14 protein-coding genes are annotated in these 17,046 nt (G+C 63.8%); all 14 read right to left on the bottom strand.

Annotated features, from left to right (window positions below; translation table 11 throughout):
- Window positions 1–245: 245 nt before the first annotated feature.
- Window positions 246–1,640: a type IV secretory system conjugative DNA transfer family protein gene (locus tag AC5Y5O_RS25045; RefSeq protein WP_239723492.1), complete on the bottom strand. Its 1,395-nt coding sequence runs from the start codon at window positions 1,638–1,640 to the stop codon at window positions 246–248.
- 67 nt (window positions 1,641–1,707) lie between these two features.
- A complete protein-coding gene (locus AC5Y5O_RS25050) occupies window positions 1,708–2,526 on the bottom strand; it encodes a DUF2637 domain-containing protein (protein ID WP_061559475.1) in 819 nt (272 codons plus the stop codon).
- A 65-nt stretch (window positions 2,527–2,591) separates the two neighbouring features.
- Entirely contained in the window at window positions 2,592–4,136 is a 1,545-nt protein-coding gene (gene eccE / locus AC5Y5O_RS25055; protein WP_061559476.1) for a type VII secretion protein EccE, read from the bottom strand.
- A complete protein-coding gene (locus tag AC5Y5O_RS25060) occupies window positions 4,136–5,761 on the bottom strand; it encodes a S8 family serine peptidase (RefSeq protein WP_061559477.1) in 1,626 nt (541 codons plus the stop codon). The genes eccE and AC5Y5O_RS25060 overlap by 1 nt, the downstream gene beginning before the upstream one ends.
- Window positions 5,758–7,257, bottom strand: a complete 1,500-nt coding sequence (eccD, locus tag AC5Y5O_RS25065; protein WP_061559478.1) for a type VII secretion integral membrane protein EccD — start codon at window positions 7,255–7,257, stop codon at window positions 5,758–5,760. Before eccD ends, AC5Y5O_RS25060 begins: the two co-directional genes overlap by 4 nt.
- Window positions 7,254–8,183, bottom strand: a complete 930-nt coding sequence (locus tag AC5Y5O_RS25070) for a MinD/ParA family ATP-binding protein (RefSeq protein ID WP_175364742.1) — start codon at window positions 8,181–8,183, stop codon at window positions 7,254–7,256. The genes eccD and AC5Y5O_RS25070 overlap by 4 nt, the downstream gene beginning before the upstream one ends.
- A 619-nt stretch (window positions 8,184–8,802) precedes the next feature.
- Window positions 8,803–9,684: an ESX secretion-associated protein EspG gene (locus tag AC5Y5O_RS25075; protein WP_239723493.1), complete on the bottom strand. Its 882-nt coding sequence runs from the start codon at window positions 9,682–9,684 to the stop codon at window positions 8,803–8,805.
- 56 nt (window positions 9,685–9,740) lie between these two features.
- On the bottom strand, window positions 9,741–10,034 hold the full coding sequence (locus AC5Y5O_RS25080; protein WP_061559481.1) for a WXG100 family type VII secretion target: 294 nt from the start codon (window positions 10,032–10,034) through the stop codon (window positions 9,741–9,743).
- Window positions 10,035–10,078: 44 nt separating this feature from the next.
- A complete protein-coding gene (locus AC5Y5O_RS25085; protein ID WP_061559482.1) occupies window positions 10,079–10,381 on the bottom strand; it encodes a hypothetical protein in 303 nt (100 codons plus the stop codon).
- 79 nt (window positions 10,382–10,460) lie between these two features.
- Window positions 10,461–11,942, bottom strand: coding sequence for a PPE domain-containing protein (locus AC5Y5O_RS25090; RefSeq protein WP_082811603.1), 1,482 nt, complete (start codon window positions 11,940–11,942; stop codon window positions 10,461–10,463).
- A gap of 15 nt (window positions 11,943–11,957) precedes the next feature.
- Window positions 11,958–12,254 carry a PE domain-containing protein gene (locus AC5Y5O_RS25095; protein ID WP_061559484.1) on the bottom strand — a complete coding sequence of 99 codons (297 nt, stop codon included), beginning with the start codon at window positions 12,252–12,254 and terminating at the stop codon, window positions 11,958–11,960.
- 220 nt (window positions 12,255–12,474) lie between these two features.
- Entirely contained in the window at window positions 12,475–12,903 is a 429-nt protein-coding gene (locus AC5Y5O_RS25100; protein WP_139043413.1) for a helix-turn-helix domain-containing protein, read from the bottom strand.
- Entirely contained in the window at window positions 12,900–15,998 is a 3,099-nt protein-coding gene (gene eccCb, locus AC5Y5O_RS25105; protein ID WP_090610004.1) for a type VII secretion protein EccCb, read from the bottom strand. Before eccCb ends, AC5Y5O_RS25100 begins: the two co-directional genes overlap by 4 nt.
- Window positions 15,988–17,040 (bottom strand): hypothetical protein, encoded by a 1,053-nt coding sequence (locus AC5Y5O_RS25110; protein ID WP_061559487.1) that lies wholly within the window; start codon window positions 17,038–17,040, stop codon window positions 15,988–15,990. The genes eccCb and AC5Y5O_RS25110 overlap by 11 nt, the downstream gene beginning before the upstream one ends.
- Window positions 17,041–17,046 lie beyond the last annotated feature (6 nt).

Below are 17,046 nucleotides of genomic sequence, written 5' to 3' on the forward strand. Positions count from 1 at the left end.
GACCGTCGAAATCGTGTTCGATCATCCAATCGCCGACGAGCGCTTCCAGTTTGAGCCTCCGGCGTAGATCCAATCGATCGGCGGGCTACCACGCCCGCTGCGACTCACTTCCCGAAGCCCAGCAGCGCCTCAGGATCGAATCAAAACCTGACGTACCCATGTTGGAAATGACTGCGACACTGCGTCGTTCGGAGGACTCATATCCCCGCCCTCAAGCTTGTGACGGTCGCAGCGATCCGAAACTATCACTGGGCCTTTTTGATTCGGCGCTGAACCGCCTGGTCGAAGAAAGGCAGGAATTCGCTCCAGTCCGGGATAACGACTCGTTCGCCGGCTGTGCCGCGTTGCAAAAGCTGGGCTTCTTCCCGGGTTTGGGGTAGCAGTTCCTGCCAACCGATCGCCTGGCCGAATTGCGAGGATTGGCCTCGACTCCCGCCTGTGGGTTCATAGGATTCGGTGCGCCGGGTTGTCTCACCCAACCAATGCGAGGCCTGCTCAAGCAGATAGCGCTCGTGAGCTCCATACATGATCAGAGTGCCCGGAAACATATCCCGCAGCGCGTCAGCGTATTTGGGCCCAAACACCACGTCGAAGTGCGACGATGCCTGCACGGTCGCCAAGATGTTGACACCTAGTCCCGCTGACTCCCCCACATAGGTCAACAGATCCGGCAACGGACACGCGTTACATACCTCGTCAAGCTCCAGCAGTAGCCGATGAGTCAGTTGATGGTTGGCCATCTTACGGCGGAAATGGCGCACGATCGAATCGATGAGAGCCACCGCAGCGCCAGCGACCGAGCCGGTGTTCGGGGCGATCACAAACAACGTGGCGTCTGGCTCATCTAGCATGCGGACATCGAATGACTCCACAGCGATACGGTCGACCGCACTCAAATATGGTGCTCCCTCGTCGGCGCTCAAACCCAAACGCAGCCACGGTGTTACGGCCTTTGACACCGTGATCTTGATGCTGTCACGCAGCCGGGAGTCCATCCCGGCGATAACGGCATACAGCGGGGCCGCGAGTTTCGGTTGTTCGCACAGCCCGTAAGCTGTCAGCCACGACGGCCTCCCAATCTCGGGGATCTGCTGGTCTCCCTCGAGCTCGTCGATACCGAAATCTTGCACGGCATCGAGCACCCAGGGCATTCCCAAACCGTTTCCCAACGGGCTGGCCGCGTAGAGCAGACATGCCAACGGAGGCGCGGCCTGACTTTCCCAAAGCCCGCCCGCAGCAACAGCGTTGCCACCAGCTCCACTAAAACCCACGCCCGACGTCGCGAGCATGGTCTCAGCCACCGTCAACGCTTCATGGGCGCTGGTGATCATGCGGGTCGGGTCAGTGACCATCCGCCTAACCCCCGCTGGCCAGACCTCAGTGTGCTCGGGACGCAGATCGATCACACCCGTGATGCCAACATTGCGCCGCCTTAAAACAAGCTCTGCCAGGTCAGGTTTCGACGACACCAATACCTCGGGCCCGGGATGCATGAGCGCCGCCGGGGCCAATATTCTGCGCGTCTTACCTGTGCGTGTTGGTGCGCTCACCAGGATGTGAGGTGCTGTCGCAGCGCGCACGGCAACGTTTTCCCGATTGTAGGTCAGCCCGCAGTACGGGGTGTACGGTTCGTTGCCCACCGCGTCATCATGGCCGCGGCTGGCGTCAAACGTCTACCAAAGCAGCAACATTCGCCAACCATCAGTTCTAGACTGCTGTCGCAGAGTGCAGCGCCGTGGCCAGAATTCGGTTCACCGTCGTGTGGTGCAACTTCAGGCCCTCGGAAATCTCACCGGGCCGTTGCCCGTCAGCGTGGCGGCGCAGCACCGCGTCAATGACTTCTGGCGGCTGCTTGGTCTTTTTGGATGCCATCACTGTGCGTACGGCGCGGTCATGGCGCTCTCGGGTGGGCACAACAGGATCTGCTCTCGGAACCGACGATAGCGATTGCGCCGCGTCGACTCGCCCCGTGGTGCTATCCCGGTCTCCTGCTGAGGCCTCACCGAGTGGCAGATCTGTCGCCGACAGCCACACTTCCGTCTCTTCGTCGAGGGCCGCCGGCGCCTGCACCCGGCTGTGTTGGAGGCGGGTCAGGGCCACCAGGGCGACGGTCGCCTGGGCGGTCGTGACGTCAATGATCAATGGCCACAACCAGGCTAAGGTCGGGCGGATACCACAGCGGATGGCCAAGCTGCACAACGCATCAAATGACAGGCGAAAGGCACCCGCACCCAGTAACAGCGTCATGATGAGCGCCGCCCAAAACGTCAGAGTCGGGCGACGGTGCACCTTGATCAGAAGCGAAAGCCCTTCGGTGGACCCCAGCAACACCAAAGGTGGGGCCGTGGCTACCGCGGCCGCCAGCACCGGAGCGACGTGTTCGGCCTGCACGATCGCGTGTAACGCGTTGCCGGCGATCGAGGCCGCGCTTGCACCTATCAACACCACCCAAAAGAAACGCACTGCGCGACGCTGGGTTTGCAGATCGATGTCGGCAAGATCATCACGAGCGCTGTCGCAAGCCATACCCGCAATCGTGCACTCCCATCCCGATATTCGTCCACCAAGACCACCCACATCGGGCTGATCATTTACCGCAGATACGCATCTTCGTTACGGAAGGTCACAGGCCTCAGCGTGGTACGAAAGCGCTGTGTTTTCAGGGTGATTCGCTCGCCACGTTGTTCGATACGGATATCGGGTGCAGCACTAGCGGGCACATCACCGACTGTGATCGATGTGCGCGCCGGAGGGTAGCTGTTGGCGCCGCCGTTGTGTATCACCATCGTTGGAGGGCGAGGCGGCTGGGCCGTCATGTCACGTGTCGTCCAAATCCGCGGGGACGCCGACGTCATCGTCCAACGCCCAGTGGGGTCGTAGACAGCGACCTGTTCGCCTGCTGCGGCCGCCCGGCGAATCAGCCGCTTAACCACCTGGTCATCATCGACCCGCAAAACAATTCGGGTTGGGGCCGCAGGATCTGACATCGGCATCAGCAGCATAGCCTCACGCAGCTCACCCAGCAGCACACCGGATGCGCCGGCGACGACCGCTGTGTTGAGTTCGGCAGACACCGGCGTAGACGGCAAGCTCAGCCGCCTGCGCCCAGGCACAGTCAACGCCAACGCTTCCCACTGTCGGCCCGCCATCGGGTTAAGCACTAACCGCGGTGAGCTGGCAAGCGGTTGCACGGTGGTCAGCCGAACCAGGGCCGAAGCCCGCACCCCGCTAGGCTCGGCGCGCAACGCGATCACCAGGGTCGTGTGGTCGCTCTGGTAGGCCCACACGTCGTCGAGTTCAGCAGAGCGCACGTCCTCGGCGCTGAAGAAATACGCTGTGACATAGGCTTTCCCGCCGCGCTGCAGATTCGTCCATCGGTCCTGGTAGGACGCTGCCGCGTTCTCGGCCCCGCCCAGGCTCGCCGCCACCGCATCGTTGATCTGCTCTGCGGTCAAAAGCCGTGCACGACAGTTTGTTTGGCACAGCGCCCTGGTGATCCGCTGGGAAGCGGCCACCGCCGCGGCGATCGTGTCCCGCCGCCACAACAGTCCAGGCACAACACGGTCATTGCGCGTATCGAAACGGACCACCAACGTCACGCTGCGCTGACCAGCCGCCGGCAGCCCCCGCAGCGCCGCCTCATACAGCTCGGCATAGTTGTCTCGGGCCGTGCGGCTGCCCTCGCAGATGATGTCGACATCAACGCTCAATCCGCAGCGCTGCATCTCCTGCGCTATCACGCTAATCGGCACCGTATTAGGCGTTTTGGCGTGATCGGCATGCAACAGGGTAGGAATGTAGGGCTTGCCCAGCACCGAGATCATCGTGCACACGGTGTGCCCGTCGACCACGACACCAACCGTCTGCTCGTTGAGGGTGACATCGACCGGTTGAGGCAGGCCGAGTTTACGCACCCGGTGGCGAGTCCAGGACATGACGCGCCACACCCACTGCCACACGGTGCGCCGACGGAAGGTCACCATACAGATCACCAGTCCTAGTGCGGCGCCCGTGGCCACCGCGATCGGCCACGAATCCAACACGGCGTTCAGCGCCAGCGCAACCAAGCCTGCGACCACTTCGCCGCCGACCAGGGCGCGGGACCCGATACGGGCCGCAACAAATCGCTGCTTCATCAGATTTGCTCCCGGCGACGCGAGACCGTCAGGCCCACAGCAAGTCCCACTAAACTGACGACCGCGAGACCGGTAATGGAAATAGCGACCCAGCCCGGGCGCGCGTCGCGTGCCGGAGGCGGACCCGGCACCTTTAACGGGGCGCGCTGTACCCTGGGGGCGAACGTGTCTCCCGGCGGCACATCCCAGGTCAGCGCCGCAACCGGGTCCACGGTCCCATAACCGACGACATCGTCACGCCCACCGGCAGGAGGGTGGGCGGTGGCCTCTAACCGGTGAATCACTTGATGCGCTGTCAGATTCGGAAATTTGGCACGCACTAAAGCCGCCACTCCGGCGACGAACGCTGAGCTAAAGGAGCTGCCAGCGATCGGGTGCAGCTTGTCGTCATCGACTGAACCGTTGATCACCTGCCCGCTGGTCGACAGCCCCACGATGTCGGCTCCCGGCGCGGCCAGGCCGACCCAGGGGCCGTGCAATGAGGCGGCATCGCCGCTGGCGGGAACGCCGGTCGAATCGGTGGCCGACACCGCCACCACGTAGTCGCCAAACCAGGCCGGTGTGGCGATGGTTTTGACCGACGCCCATCCCCGAGTCGGATCACCCGGCAGCGGGTCCGGGTTTTGCCCATTGCAGCCCTGGGCATGAACGTTGCCCGCGGCTGCCACGATGACCACATCGCGGTCGAGCGCGGCATAGCGGACCGCATCGGCCAAGGCGCTTTGATCCTGCAGCTTGGCTGTCGAGATACACGACACCACACTGATGTTGATCACTTTGACGCCCAGATTGGCCGCATGCACGATTGCGCGTGCCAACGAATTGATGTCACCGGCGCGGCGAACGTCCTCGGGGTTGTCGGACACGCCGGGATCAACAAGGCCGAAGGTTTGTGCGGTCTGGCGAATCGAGACCAGCACTGCGTCCGGGGCGATGCCGACCAGGGCATCTGGACCACCACCTGGCGGTGGCTGCAGCGGCGCCGGACCGCGACCGTCACCAAGGGTAGCCGGAGACGGCGGGGCCCCCGCCCATGCTGGCTGGTCGGGCTCAGGCGGTGGCGGTGGCGGGGCCACCGTTTGGGTGACCGTGACGGTCGGCGGAGGTGGTGGCGGAGGGATCTGTCGCGGCAGCGGAGCCCCGGCTGGCGGGGCCGCAGGCACTGCCCATGTCGGCTTAGGGACCAGCGCGAGACCGGAGGGGGCCGCCCCAATCAGTGAGGCCACTACTGTGCCGTGCCCGTCGCAATCCGCTAAGCCGTCACCGAACGGGCCCATGACATAGTCCCCGCCAGAGACCAGGTGCGGGAGCCGAGGTTGTGCGGCAACGCCGGTATCGATGATCCCGACGACCACGCCAACTCCGGTGGATTCTTTCCACGCTTCTGGCATGTTCATCAGTTGCAGCGCCGCGGGTAACTCGCGCAAATCCGTGCCCGGCAACACACCGGTTGTGGTGCACGCTGCGATCTGGCGCATCGGCTGATCGGGCCCGGGCGCGGGGTCAGGCGGGGGCGGCCCAGGTGGCACCACCGGGGGATCAATCGCGCCAGCCACGCCGCCCGATACGGCCACCAGCGCTGCGGCGAGCCCAATAGCGCACAGCGTGCTCGCGGCTTTGATCATGATCCGTGCACCGCGTTTCGTACCACCCACAGCAGGTTCAGCAACCAGATCGCCCATGGCACAACGAAAATCAGCAGAATGTACTCGCTGACCTCGACAGCGCGGTTCACCGGGGCGCTGATGTGTGCTTTGGGCACCACCAGTGTTCCAAGCAGGCCCAGGGCGGCCAAAAGTAGCGCTGCGGCAACGCATATCAGTGTCACGACCGGCGAGACCGGATTGGGGGCGCTTGCGTATCGGCCGATCACCACCGCTACCGCGGCGACCGCGCCCACGGCCAGTGCCACCGATTGATTGCGATCGACGAACGAGCGGGACCGGAGCACAAAGATAGCGCAAATTCCCAAAGTGAACGCCAAAAACCGCCAGCCGCCACCGGTTTCGGGCATCACTGCATACCGCGCGGCCACGACCAACACCACAGCGGCGCCGCACAGCAGTCCCGTCACGATCGCGGTGCCGCGCCGCGCCCACGTCGCGATCTGCTCAACGGTGTCAGTGCCCGGGCGCTCCACCGGCGACACGGTGTTTAGAGCAGCGCCTTCTCGAGTCTCAAAGACCCCGCGGTTGGTGACCGAAGGAAACCACGGTCCGGGCACCCCGGCCCCCAAGATGCCGATGCTGGTCGCAAACGTCACCAACACCAAATCCGCCAACAAGAAGACCACCGCCAGATGCGCTGGCAGCACCCGCCAACCGCTGGCGTGGATTGCAGCTACCGCGGCCGCAGATAACCCGATGACGGCCATCCCCGCAAACACACCCAGATAGCGTCCGGTCAGCATCGTCCATGCCGCAACCCCGGCCAACACGGTGGCCGTCGCGGCCACCACATGCCAGCCCCCGGGTGGTCCCGGCACCGACATCGCCGCGCCTGCACCGGCACACATCAGCGCCGACCACACCAGGAAGTCCGCGGATAGGCGCCGCTGCTCATCGCGTGCCCGGGTCGCCGCCCTGGCCGATAGCAAGAAAACAACGGCCAATCCCCACGACACTGCGGGGGCCAGCCAGCCATGCTGTTGCCACCACAGCTGCGCCAACATCACCTCCGACCACGCCACCAGCGCCGCGAACAGCCCCCCGGCCACGCGACGTCCGACCGTGAGATCGACCGTGGCGAACTGTTGGCGCGCTGAACGAGCCAGCGCCGTCGATACCTCCTCGATCACAGGTGCGAACCGTTCGGTGGCCTCAGAAGGCAACAGGCACAACAAGTCCCCGTCATAGACGCGGCTGTCATCAAGGGACCGCTGCGCATCGAGCGGAGTAGCGTCCGCGCGGCACAGGTGATAGGTCAACGTGTCATCAAGTAGCGCCCGGTCACGATCTTTGAGAATCGTGTTGACCCGCGGGATGAGGTCCTCGATCACCGCAATCAACGCCACCCCGGCGGGCAGCACGTAATCGATGAGCCTGTCATCACCGACCAGCAAATGAACCTTGCACAGCCGAGGGACCTCCGGTGCCTGTTGCGCGGGATGGGCTGTGGTCATCGCGCATCGGCCGCCGTGGAAAATCCTGTCGCCAATGCGGCGGCAGTTTTCAGTACCGCGCGGGCGGTCTTCGGGCTGACCCGTCGAAGGTCTATCTCGCCCGCCGAGGCGATGTGGGGGTCAAACGGCACCTCGATAATGCGATCGTTTTTGACCCAGTTCCCGAAATGCTCCCTGAGTGTGGCGACAAGTTTGGCCGTCTCCTTGCGATCCTTTCGATTGCGCGGCGGGCGAATGTGGTTGATCACCAACACCGTTCGCGACAAGAGCTGGTGATAGCCTTCGTCGCGCAACCACTCGAAATTTGTGCTCGCGCCTTCGGCGCCGTCCGCCACGGCCGAGGCCACCATCAGCACCGCATCAGCGCGTTCGAACACCCCCTTCATTATCTCGTGTTCGAGATCGACGCCGCAGTCAACGAAAAGCACACTGTAGAAACGCTGTAGGCGCGTATGGCCTTTGACGAACTCGAGCGAAGTCAACCCCTCCCCGCGTGCGCCTCCATGGCGCGGGGAAGCCACCACGTCTAAACCAGCTTTGTTGTGACCGGTCAGGGCCCCCACATCGGCGTAGCCATGAAGGTTCAGGTCTTCGTTGATCGCGCGCAGCGATGACGCTTTGGGATCGACACGGGCAGCCAAATTTGCGGCCTGGGCCGGATCGGCATCGACGGCGACCACTTGGTCGTGACGGGTGCGAGCAAATTCGCTGGCGGCGGCCACGGTCATCGCGGTTTTCCCCGACCCGCCCTTGCCCCCGAGTACCACGACGGTGTACGTACCCCGCAGATTGGCCCCGATCGCAGTCTTGAGGCCGCGCACTGTGCGCTCGTCGCTGGACTCACCGACGTTGATGAGCCCACCAGAAACTTTGAGCAGCGCCAGGCGCCATCCCTTGGATGGCTCCTCCTTGTCAGGGGTGATCAAGTCCGTGGCGCGCAGGTGCTCTCGCAGTGCGTCCGAGGAGCGCGGTGTGCCCGCGGCGCGTGCAGACGGTTGCGGTGTTGGCTCGCGCCACCCGCGTTCTTGTGCCGGCGGGAGCGGACGCGGCACCTGCCGGGGATCGGGGTGAATGGCTGGCTCCGTTGCGCCGCGACGCCCACCGGGCGCTTCCTCCGGCGCGGCCTGCGGGTGGCCGAATTGATTTGAGGCACCATAGTTTTCAACGGGCGCCGGCTTCGGATGGGGTTCGGCTTGCTGCGCTGAGGGCGGTGGTGGCGTCGTGTCCGGGGTAGGGGGCCCGAAAGTGCCCTCAGGTGGTGCAAACCGCGGCCGCCCATCATCTCTGGCCGGTCCGTCGCTGTCGCTGGGATGGCGGGGTTCTGCTGCCGGTGGTGCGGGCCGCGTCTCTGGCGGCGGACTCGCCGCCAGGTCGTTGAAAAAGTCGCGTTCCTCGCGCTCATGTGGGCTTGTCATGCCGTGTCCCCTCGTCACCAGACCGTATCCGAATTTCGCTTGGTGCCACGTAAATTGGCCACAGCGCGACAGTAACAACCACGATTTTCATCCGTCTACAACGGACGCCATATTCGCGCGTTTCGAAATTTTAGGTCCGCTGATGAGTAGCCCAGCGGCGGCCAGAGGGCAAAGTTTCAAGCAGCTCGAGCACAGCTGTGTGGATCGCGTGGTCGGCGCCGGGCAGCAACGTGGTCCATTGCCTGCCGTCAGGACCGATGCTGTTACTAACCACGACGCGGCCGACCAAGGTGTCGGCCACGGTCACCGCCATTGGCGCCCGCGCCGGCCCACTGATAGAGAATTCGGCCGCGGCGATGACCGCGCGGGTCGTGCCCCGATCGGCGACCGCTTCGACTAGCCGCGCCTGGGGAACTGAAAGGCCAACCTCTACCAGGCCGGCGATGACGTCGATCGCGGGGTTGGCCTGCCAGGCGCCCAGAACTGTATTGAGTACGGTCGCTTCGCTATTGATGCCGTGGAATTGGGCCGGCTCGGCCGGCCCGAGCGTGTCGACGACGACATGCGCGATCTCCCTCTTACCCAGCGGGCTGACGACAACCTCATCGCTAGTGTCTTGGCCCGGTCGCCATAGCCGCGCGGCAGCCACCCACGCATTGTCGCGCCGACACAACGTGACAACACGCTGGGCAGGCCGCGCGGCGTACCACTGCGCCAGCGCCTCGGCGGCCTCAATGGGGTCCTCCGGGGCGGCGAAGACCACTGGGGGGCCTTCAAGGCGATCCGGGCGCGTCTCCGGTCGGGTAATCGTCACGTCGATCTCGACGTCGGGACGCCCTAGTGTCCTCACCCACGAGGACACGCTCGGGTCAACCTCGCCGCCCCGAAGTATTCCCGCCTCCTTGAGCACCTCCATGCCGGGGTGATCGGCGATCGTGGCCTGCACCGCCCCGATGGGCCGGATCTTGAGGGCGGGCGGCAATTGCGCCACACCGCAAAGCGCGGCTGCCAACCACAAGCCTTCCGACGTGGTCGACAGCCGCGCTGTAACTGCGGTGCCGGTCTCGGTCACAAGCCCCGGAAACCGGCCTGGACCGCGTGATCGGTGCCCAGCGCGTTCGTCGACGCTTGCCCCACCTTGCGCCCATGGTCCTCGATAGTGTGAAACACCGCCTGGAACGCCTGATCGATCTCGTGCATGGCGACCTGGGCAGCGTCAGAACCGTGCTGCGTCCAGACTGAGGCAACCTGGTTGATCGTCCCCATAGCGCGGCTGCGCAGGTCGTTCATGTGGGCGACCAACTGTGCCTGCGCCGAAACGTGATCGGCCATCATCGCGTGGTCGTAACGCATTGAATCCATAATCAATTCTCCTCTAAAAGTCGTTGCCTGAAATGTCGGCGCGGTTAGGTCGAAACGACGGAGCCCAACGCCGCGCGGTTTTGCTCGTTGACCTGCTGGTACTGGTGCGCCGAGCTCTTCATCATGTCGATGACGCTCTGAAACCGCTGGCTGACCTGCTGGCCGGTCCGGTTGATGTCTTCGGTGGTGGCCATGGACGCCAGCGCCGCATCACCGCTAAACCCAGTACCGGTGAGGTTCTGGTTCATTGTGACGTAACGGCCCAACGCCGTTAGCACCTCTTGTTGAATGTTCGTCATTTGACTTGCGCCCGTAAGCATCTGGGCGACATCGGCGTTCAACGCCATGATGGTGTATCTCCTTCGCTAGCAAAGTGGTTACTGCTGGTTCGATCAATTCAGCAATGACCCGGTCCCCTGCCGGGATCTAGCCTCCCTGCCCGACATGGACCACGCCCTCAGACGTGAGCACCGGCGCTACATGCGCAGAGGCCGGTAGCGTGATCGTCTTATCCTGCTCGCCGACAGCGGCATATTCACTGCCGCGCCCGGAGCGCCCCGTTGCTGCCATCGGCCCATACATTCCGGGAGCCATGGCTCCTCTGCCCGCTGCCGCGCCGCTTCGCAGTCCCGCGGCAGGTTGTTCGCCAACGTCAGCGCCGTCAGGCACGTTGGCCCACCAGCCGCCCGGCACACCCACCGGGCCGCCCAGCCCGCCAGCAGAGGGCTTGGTTAGCGCCGCGGCCACCGGTGAGCCGCCTCCGGCGAACCCGCCGTTGGCGCCACTAAGTCCCGACCACGGTGCACTGGCGGCGCTGAGCCCCGGTGCTCCCCCGCCCGGGGGGCCACCCAAACCGCCCGACATTCCACCCGTCAACGCAGACAACGGGCCCATCAGCCCGCTTAGCTGCCCAGCGGCACTCGACGGGAGTTGCCCCACAGATTCCAGAGGAGAGCTCAGCGAACTCATCATCTCCGTTGGGGCCTGGGTGAGCTGGCCCAACAAGGACTGTCCGGACTCGCCCAAGGGAGGCTGCCCGCCTTGACCCGCCTGCAGCAGTGGAGCTTTGCCTTGCGGGGCAGTGCTCGTGACACCCTGTCCGAGGCTTGTCGCCGCGGGCAGGCCCTGCCCCGCGGTTGTGCCGGCGGTAGCTGGCTGCGGTGCCGGAGTTTGTCCTCCAGTGGGCGAACCCGCGGCCTGCACACCTGCTCCCGTGCCGTTGAACACGCCGCTCGAGATCCCAGTAGCCACGCCTGTGCCGATCCCGCTGCCCGCCGACACCATTCCTCCACCGGCGCTCACGCCCGCGCCCAAGGCCTGCACGCCAGCACCAACCCCTTCGCCGGCCAGCCCTGCCAAGCCGGCCGCCGGCCCCAGCGGATTGCTCATATCCGGTAACGCCGGCAACGGGACGGCGAGCGCGCTCACCACGGGGGCCATCGCGCCCATGTAGCCGACCATGGCCCCGGCGTTCTGCGCCCAATATTCGCCGTATTCGGCGTTCGCTTCGCCGATCGCTGGGGTGTTGATCCCCAGTATGTTCGTCGCCTCCAAGGTGGCCTCGCGGATCCGGTTGGCCACCACCACTTCATGAGGAATGGTCGCCGAGACGGCCGCACCGTAGGCGCTCAACCCGGCCTGGATGGTGGCCGCCGCGGTCTCCGCGTGCACCGCCGCGGCCTGCTGCCAGGCCGCCATCGGTGTGGCACTGTCGAGCATCCCCATTCCGCCAAAGCCCTGAAAAACCGGCGCGGTCACCGTCGCGGTCACCTGCTGCTGCACGCCTTGCTCAAAATGGGTGACCGCAGCAGCCGTGTACGCGGTGATCTGTGGGACGTGCGCCATCGGACCTGCGCCCATCCTGGTCAACCGAAAAGCATTGATTTCCGGTGGAATACCCCAATACATGAGTGCACCGCCGCGTTAGAGCGACAGCAGCGCCTTGCCGACGGTGTCCATGGCGGTGTAGGTGGCGGCCGATGTAGCCACGGTGGCGGCGAACGCCTCGCGCTGGGCTACGCCCACAGCACCTACCGCCAAGAACTGCGCGCCGTGCGCGGCGATGGCTTGAGCGAACATGACCGACACTTCCTCGCCGCCCATCGGCAGCACAGCACCCATAGCTGGTGCCGAACCGGCAAGAGTAGCCGCCGTGGTCGCCCCGCCCGTACCCTCGGATGCCGCCTGCGCCGCCAGCGCAGGTGCTTCAACAAACATCATTGCAATCCAACCCCCGTCCGAATACCCTGTTCGCCCCGTGTGCAGTAGAGCTCGTTGATGCGACGATAACTTGCCGCCAAAGACACCGGCAACCAAAGTTGTCACATTCGACAAAAGGCAACACCCCATGTTTCCCGCTGTCGTCTACCATGCCGCTCACCTGGCGACATACCATCTCGCGTCACCGACGCGCAAAGGCCACGCCGCACATCAAATCGGTTCAGATCTGAGCCTCATCAGCTACTGAACCGCCGAGCACAAACTGCGCAGCCGCCCGCGCCCGCTCTTCGATGGTTTTCAGTCGAAGAACCGACTGCTCGGCAGCCCCGGCAGCCGTGCGCGCCTCGTCGGCGATCTCGAACAGCCGCTGGGCAACAAGCTTGGCCGAGCGGGAAGCCGGCGAGCGCGGACCTGGTAGGGGCTGCCCGGCCAACAACGCCGCACACGTGCCAGCCTCCCAACCCAGCGCCGCCCCGATCCTGTCCAGCGTGGCCGCACGAGACGGAACCTTGCCGTGATTGATCAGCAGCGAGATCGTCGGCCGCGCCACGCGGGCCACACGCGCCAAGTCATGTTTGGACAACCCCTGTTCCAAGCGGGCTTGGTCCACGGCATGGGCTAGCACTAACGCGGGGTCAAGCTCACTCAATGCGTGCTCGCCGGGAACGCGATCTGCACCGGCGCCACCACCCGGTCAGTGACGTAGAGACCACGGCCGGGGTCAGCTGGCATCGCTTTCGTATGGCCAACAATCGGCCCTTCATCAGCATCCCCGTCCATCACCACCGTCGGCGCTTTGGCCTTGAGCAACTCCCCGATTATCGGATTGGTCTGCGTACGGCCCCACTGAGCGATGCGCCGCGACACAACCAAGTGCAAGCCGACCTCTTTACCCCGCGCAATAAACCGCGTCAGCGGTCCCAACGGGTACCCGGTACCCGGCACGAAGCCACCACTGTCCCAACTGGCAAGGGTCTCTTCACGGTCGATGAAGACAAAGATCTCGGGCCCGCTCCAGCGCCGCGTCCCCGCGGCCAACTCCTGCTGGCTTTGATCGATCAGCGGCATCCGTTCAGTCATCAAAGCCCCCAGACTGTCCCCCAATGCGCGCACTTGGTCTTCTCGGAAAGCGTAGGCGCCCAAATGATCACCTTCGACCACGCGCAGCAACTCATTGTGAGGGTCGACGACATAGATCTGGGCCTGCTCGGGCCCGTACACCCTCATCACAGCTTGGGCCACCGTCGCCAACCCGCTCGACAGTCCGCATTCAGGCCGCCCGGTAAACAGCAAATGCGGTGTCGCAGCGAAATTCGCGACCGCCGGCTCCAAACCGATTTCAGAAATCCCGAACGGCACCACACCCGCGCGGTTGGCGCCGCCCGGCCCATGTTCACGCTGCTCCCATTGCGCGAAAACCTCGTCGATACCAACCGTTTTGGGCAACATACGTACCCGCGCGGCCGCGCTGTCGGGTCCAGCGATCCCGTGAATCATCTCAACGGCCGCGGCGACGTCGACGCGCCGCCCTTGCACCGTTATCTCCGGTAACCCGGCCTGAAAATGGTACCCGTCCATCGTCGTGCCGCGTCCCCTGATTTTGACCACGTCGACCTGCTCGACCTCGCCGCCGGTGTCGTCTTCGTTATCGAGGAACACCTTCCTCTCCCCGAAGGGAACATCGCGCGCCACTTTCCCATTGTTGACCGTGGTGTCGTCGTTGTCGCCCAGCTTGAGCTCCACGTTGCTGGTGAACAGCTTGGTCATTCCTGACGGGAATTTGTTGGCCACCCAACCGCTGGTCGACACGATCGCGTGCACCCCAACGTCAGGTCCTTTGGCCAAGATTCGTTCCACATCAGGGATCAACAGCTCCCAGTTCTTCACGAACGTCGGCCAGCCATCGATGACCAAAAACACATCGCCGAATGGGTCCTGAGGCACCTCACCGGGCACGCCGCCAAATTTGCGTTCACGCAGCTTGGTTAGCGTCAACCCCAGCTTGGTGAACGCCTGCTCGCGTTGATCAATCAGCGCCAGCATCTCGGCGATGATTCGTTTGACCTGCTCGGGGTCGACCTCGCGGGCGAAACCACCGACGTGAGGCAAACCTGCCACCACGTTGAGATCCGGGCCGCTGAGCGCGATGACATACAACTGAAGGCGCCGAGGGTGATACAGCAACGCGGCACCCGAGATCATCGTGGCGATGGCCACCGTCTTGCCTGATTGCCCCATACCAACGACCGCGCAGTTACCTTCGGCCAGGTTGGGCGCATACACAAGCTGGCGGTGATCGCGCGGCCTGTCTTCGATTCCGACCGGAAACATCAGCCTCGACAGCTCGTCTTGGGACGAGCCATAATCGACATCCCACGGTTGGCCCCGCAGTCGCCGCACCAGCTCATCGGCAGGCAACGGCTGCAGCGGCGGCAGCCACATCGGTTGCAGTGCAGGAAGATTCAGCCCGTTCAGGTAATCCACCGTGGCCTGTACCTGTTTGACGGTACGGCCGTCGGCGCCAATGATGGCGCGCGGTTCGGGAACTTTGGTCTGCTCACCGTCTGCCACGCGGGCCAACTGCAGAGCAGGCATACCAACCGCCTGAAACTCTTGTGGCTCAAGGTAACCGGCTTCCTGCCTGGCCGCGTCCGCTGCCGCCCGCTGGGGCGGTACGTAGCTCTTGAGCACGAACGCCGTCTGAAACCGCGTCAAGGTTTTGTTCGCGCCTACCTTCAAAAGCCCCGCGCCAGCGGGCTTTTTGGGCAGATGATTGGCCTCGTCGCTCCCCAACAACTCGTGGGAATCGGTGTCGCCGACAGTGCGCAGCGCTACCCGCACCGGGATGTTACTCATGATGCCGCCCTGCATTTGATGGCCCAGCCGCTGTGACCCCATCACGAGACGAAGCCCCTGCGAGCGTCCTTGACGGCCGACCTCGTCCATGACCGCTTTGGCGCCATCATGTTCGGCGAACATCTGCGTGAACTCATCGACAACTAGCAGCAGGTGCGGCATGGGCCGCAACTTCTCTTTTTTGTGAATCCGCAAATACTCGTACTCAGCGATGTCACTGACGCCAGCCCGGTCAAGCCAGGACTTGCGGCGCTCCATCTCGCCGAGCAGGACATCTTCCATCCGCACGATCCACAGGCGATCGTTACGCAAGTTGCTCATCGCCGCCACGGTGTGCGGAAACCCTGCCACCAAATGGGCCAGTGCGCTTCCCTTGAAGTCAAACACCGCCACCTTCAGCGAATCTGGTGAATGCGTCAAACACGCCGAGGTGATCAACGCCGTCAAAAACACCGACTTACCACTACCGGTGGTGCCGACCACGACGACGTGATGGCCCATCCCTTCGAACTCGTGGGTTTCCTTCAAATCCAGTGCCACAGGCTGCCCGTTACGGGGATCAATACCGATCGGGAACCGCATCCACTCGCGGCCCCACCGCAACTCGCCCTCGTCGTCTTGCAGCGGCGGGCCAAGTCGGGTCGCCGCCCAGGCCTCCTCCACATCGATATTGCCCGGATCGGGGTGGCCGAGAATCTCATACAAATCAACGACTTTCGACGCGGCGGCAGTTGAGCTTTGCGTAACTCGCGAATCCGCATGGTAGCGGGCCATTTTGCGTGCAAACGCGACCGCGGACGCTGTGTCCAACGTGTCGGGAACCGCGAAAAACCCCTCCTCGTCGTAGGCCCCGTCGCGCTTGACGTGCAATGTGAACTCAGTTGTCATCCGCCGCACCCTCCTTGACCACTACACGCACAAAGGTCACGCCCGCGACGCCCCCAACGCCCTTGCGATTCAACGTGTCCCATTCGCTATCCACACGGAGTTGGTCGTTGATCACCAGCCAATGTGGGCGTGTTTCTCCTGCGGTCGGGTCGCCGTAATTCTTACGGGCGCCGTGCAATTCGGGACCCACCGCCGCATCCATGGCCGTCGGCGAAGTCCACACCATTCGCAACGGGCCGCCACTGTCAAAAAGCTTGTCATGTAGGCAATGCGGCAGCCACTTCAGCCAATCCCATCGCGCTGGTTCGTCGGTGACGACCATGACCTTCAGATCCTGGGGTGAATGAAAGCAGGCTGCCTGGCAAATCATCGCCCGCACCACATCAAGGGCTGTGTCCAGACCATCCTCACCCACCAATGTCATCAACGGAATCGCCTTAAGGGACAGTGGTTTGGCGATCCCACTGATCTTGGATTGTTCCAACACAAACTTGCGTAACGCGTCGTAACAGACTGGTTCATAATCGGCCGACTCACCTAACCGTGGCTTCGCCAGCTTCTTCGCCAAATCCGATGTGCCAGTTCCGAAACGGACAAAACCAAAGTGCATCGACAAGTCCTCGGCAGAACCGGAGCGCTCCCACATCCGCGGCGAACCGACCAAGCCGCGCAGCATCGACGGCTCAGGATGCAAGAACTGATAGTTCGCGAATTGACGCTCGGCGTCAGTTTGAATGACGTCACGCGTCTGGTCGAGCTCGTTCATGTAGACACGGCGCTCTTCTTCCAATGCCTGCGGAGACAAGGCCTTATCGCCGCCACCGAAACGGCCCTGCATAAACACCCCGGCGAACGACGCAATCATCATCACCGGCACGAACAACGAGAACAAACTCATCGGTCCCGAGCGCAGCCCCGGCTGGGTCACGATCATGGCCATCATGCCCAAGAACGCCGCGCCCATCACCGCAGGCAAAATGATCTGCGCCTTCGTCATCGGCAACCGGCGCGGCGCGATCGGAGAATCGCGCACCGACTGCACGCCGCC

Source organism: Mycobacterium sp. NGS40 (assembly GCF_059812735.1).

What these genes read in the sequence shown, in the direction of transcription:
- eccCb (WP_090610004.1), bottom strand. Translation starts at nt 15,998, where the DNA reads ATGACAACTGAGTTCACATTGCACGTCAAGCGCGACGGGGCCTACGAC.
- AC5Y5O_RS25095 (WP_061559484.1), bottom strand. Translation starts at nt 12,254, where the DNA reads ATGATGTTTGTTGAAGCACCTGCGCTGGCGGCGCAGGCGGCATCCGAG.
- AC5Y5O_RS25080 (WP_061559481.1), bottom strand. Translation starts at nt 10,034, where the DNA reads ATGGATTCAATGCGTTACGACCACGCGATGATGGCCGATCACGTTTCG.
- AC5Y5O_RS25085 (WP_061559482.1), bottom strand. Translation starts at nt 10,381, where the DNA reads ATGGCGTTGAACGCCGATGTCGCCCAGATGCTTACGGGCGCAAGTCAA.
- eccE (WP_061559476.1), bottom strand. Translation starts at nt 4,136, where the DNA reads ATGAAGCAGCGATTTGTTGCGGCCCGTATCGGGTCCCGCGCCCTGGTC.
- AC5Y5O_RS25090 (WP_082811603.1), bottom strand. Translation starts at nt 11,942, where the DNA reads ATGTATTGGGGTATTCCACCGGAAATCAATGCTTTTCGGTTGACCAGG.
- eccD (WP_061559478.1), bottom strand. Translation starts at nt 7,257, where the DNA reads ATGACCACAGCCCATCCCGCGCAACAGGCACCGGAGGTCCCTCGGCTG.
- AC5Y5O_RS25060 (WP_061559477.1), bottom strand. Translation starts at nt 5,761, where the DNA reads ATGATCAAAGCCGCGAGCACGCTGTGCGCTATTGGGCTCGCCGCAGCG.
- AC5Y5O_RS25050 (WP_061559475.1), bottom strand. Translation starts at nt 2,526, where the DNA reads ATGGCTTGCGACAGCGCTCGTGATGATCTTGCCGACATCGATCTGCAA.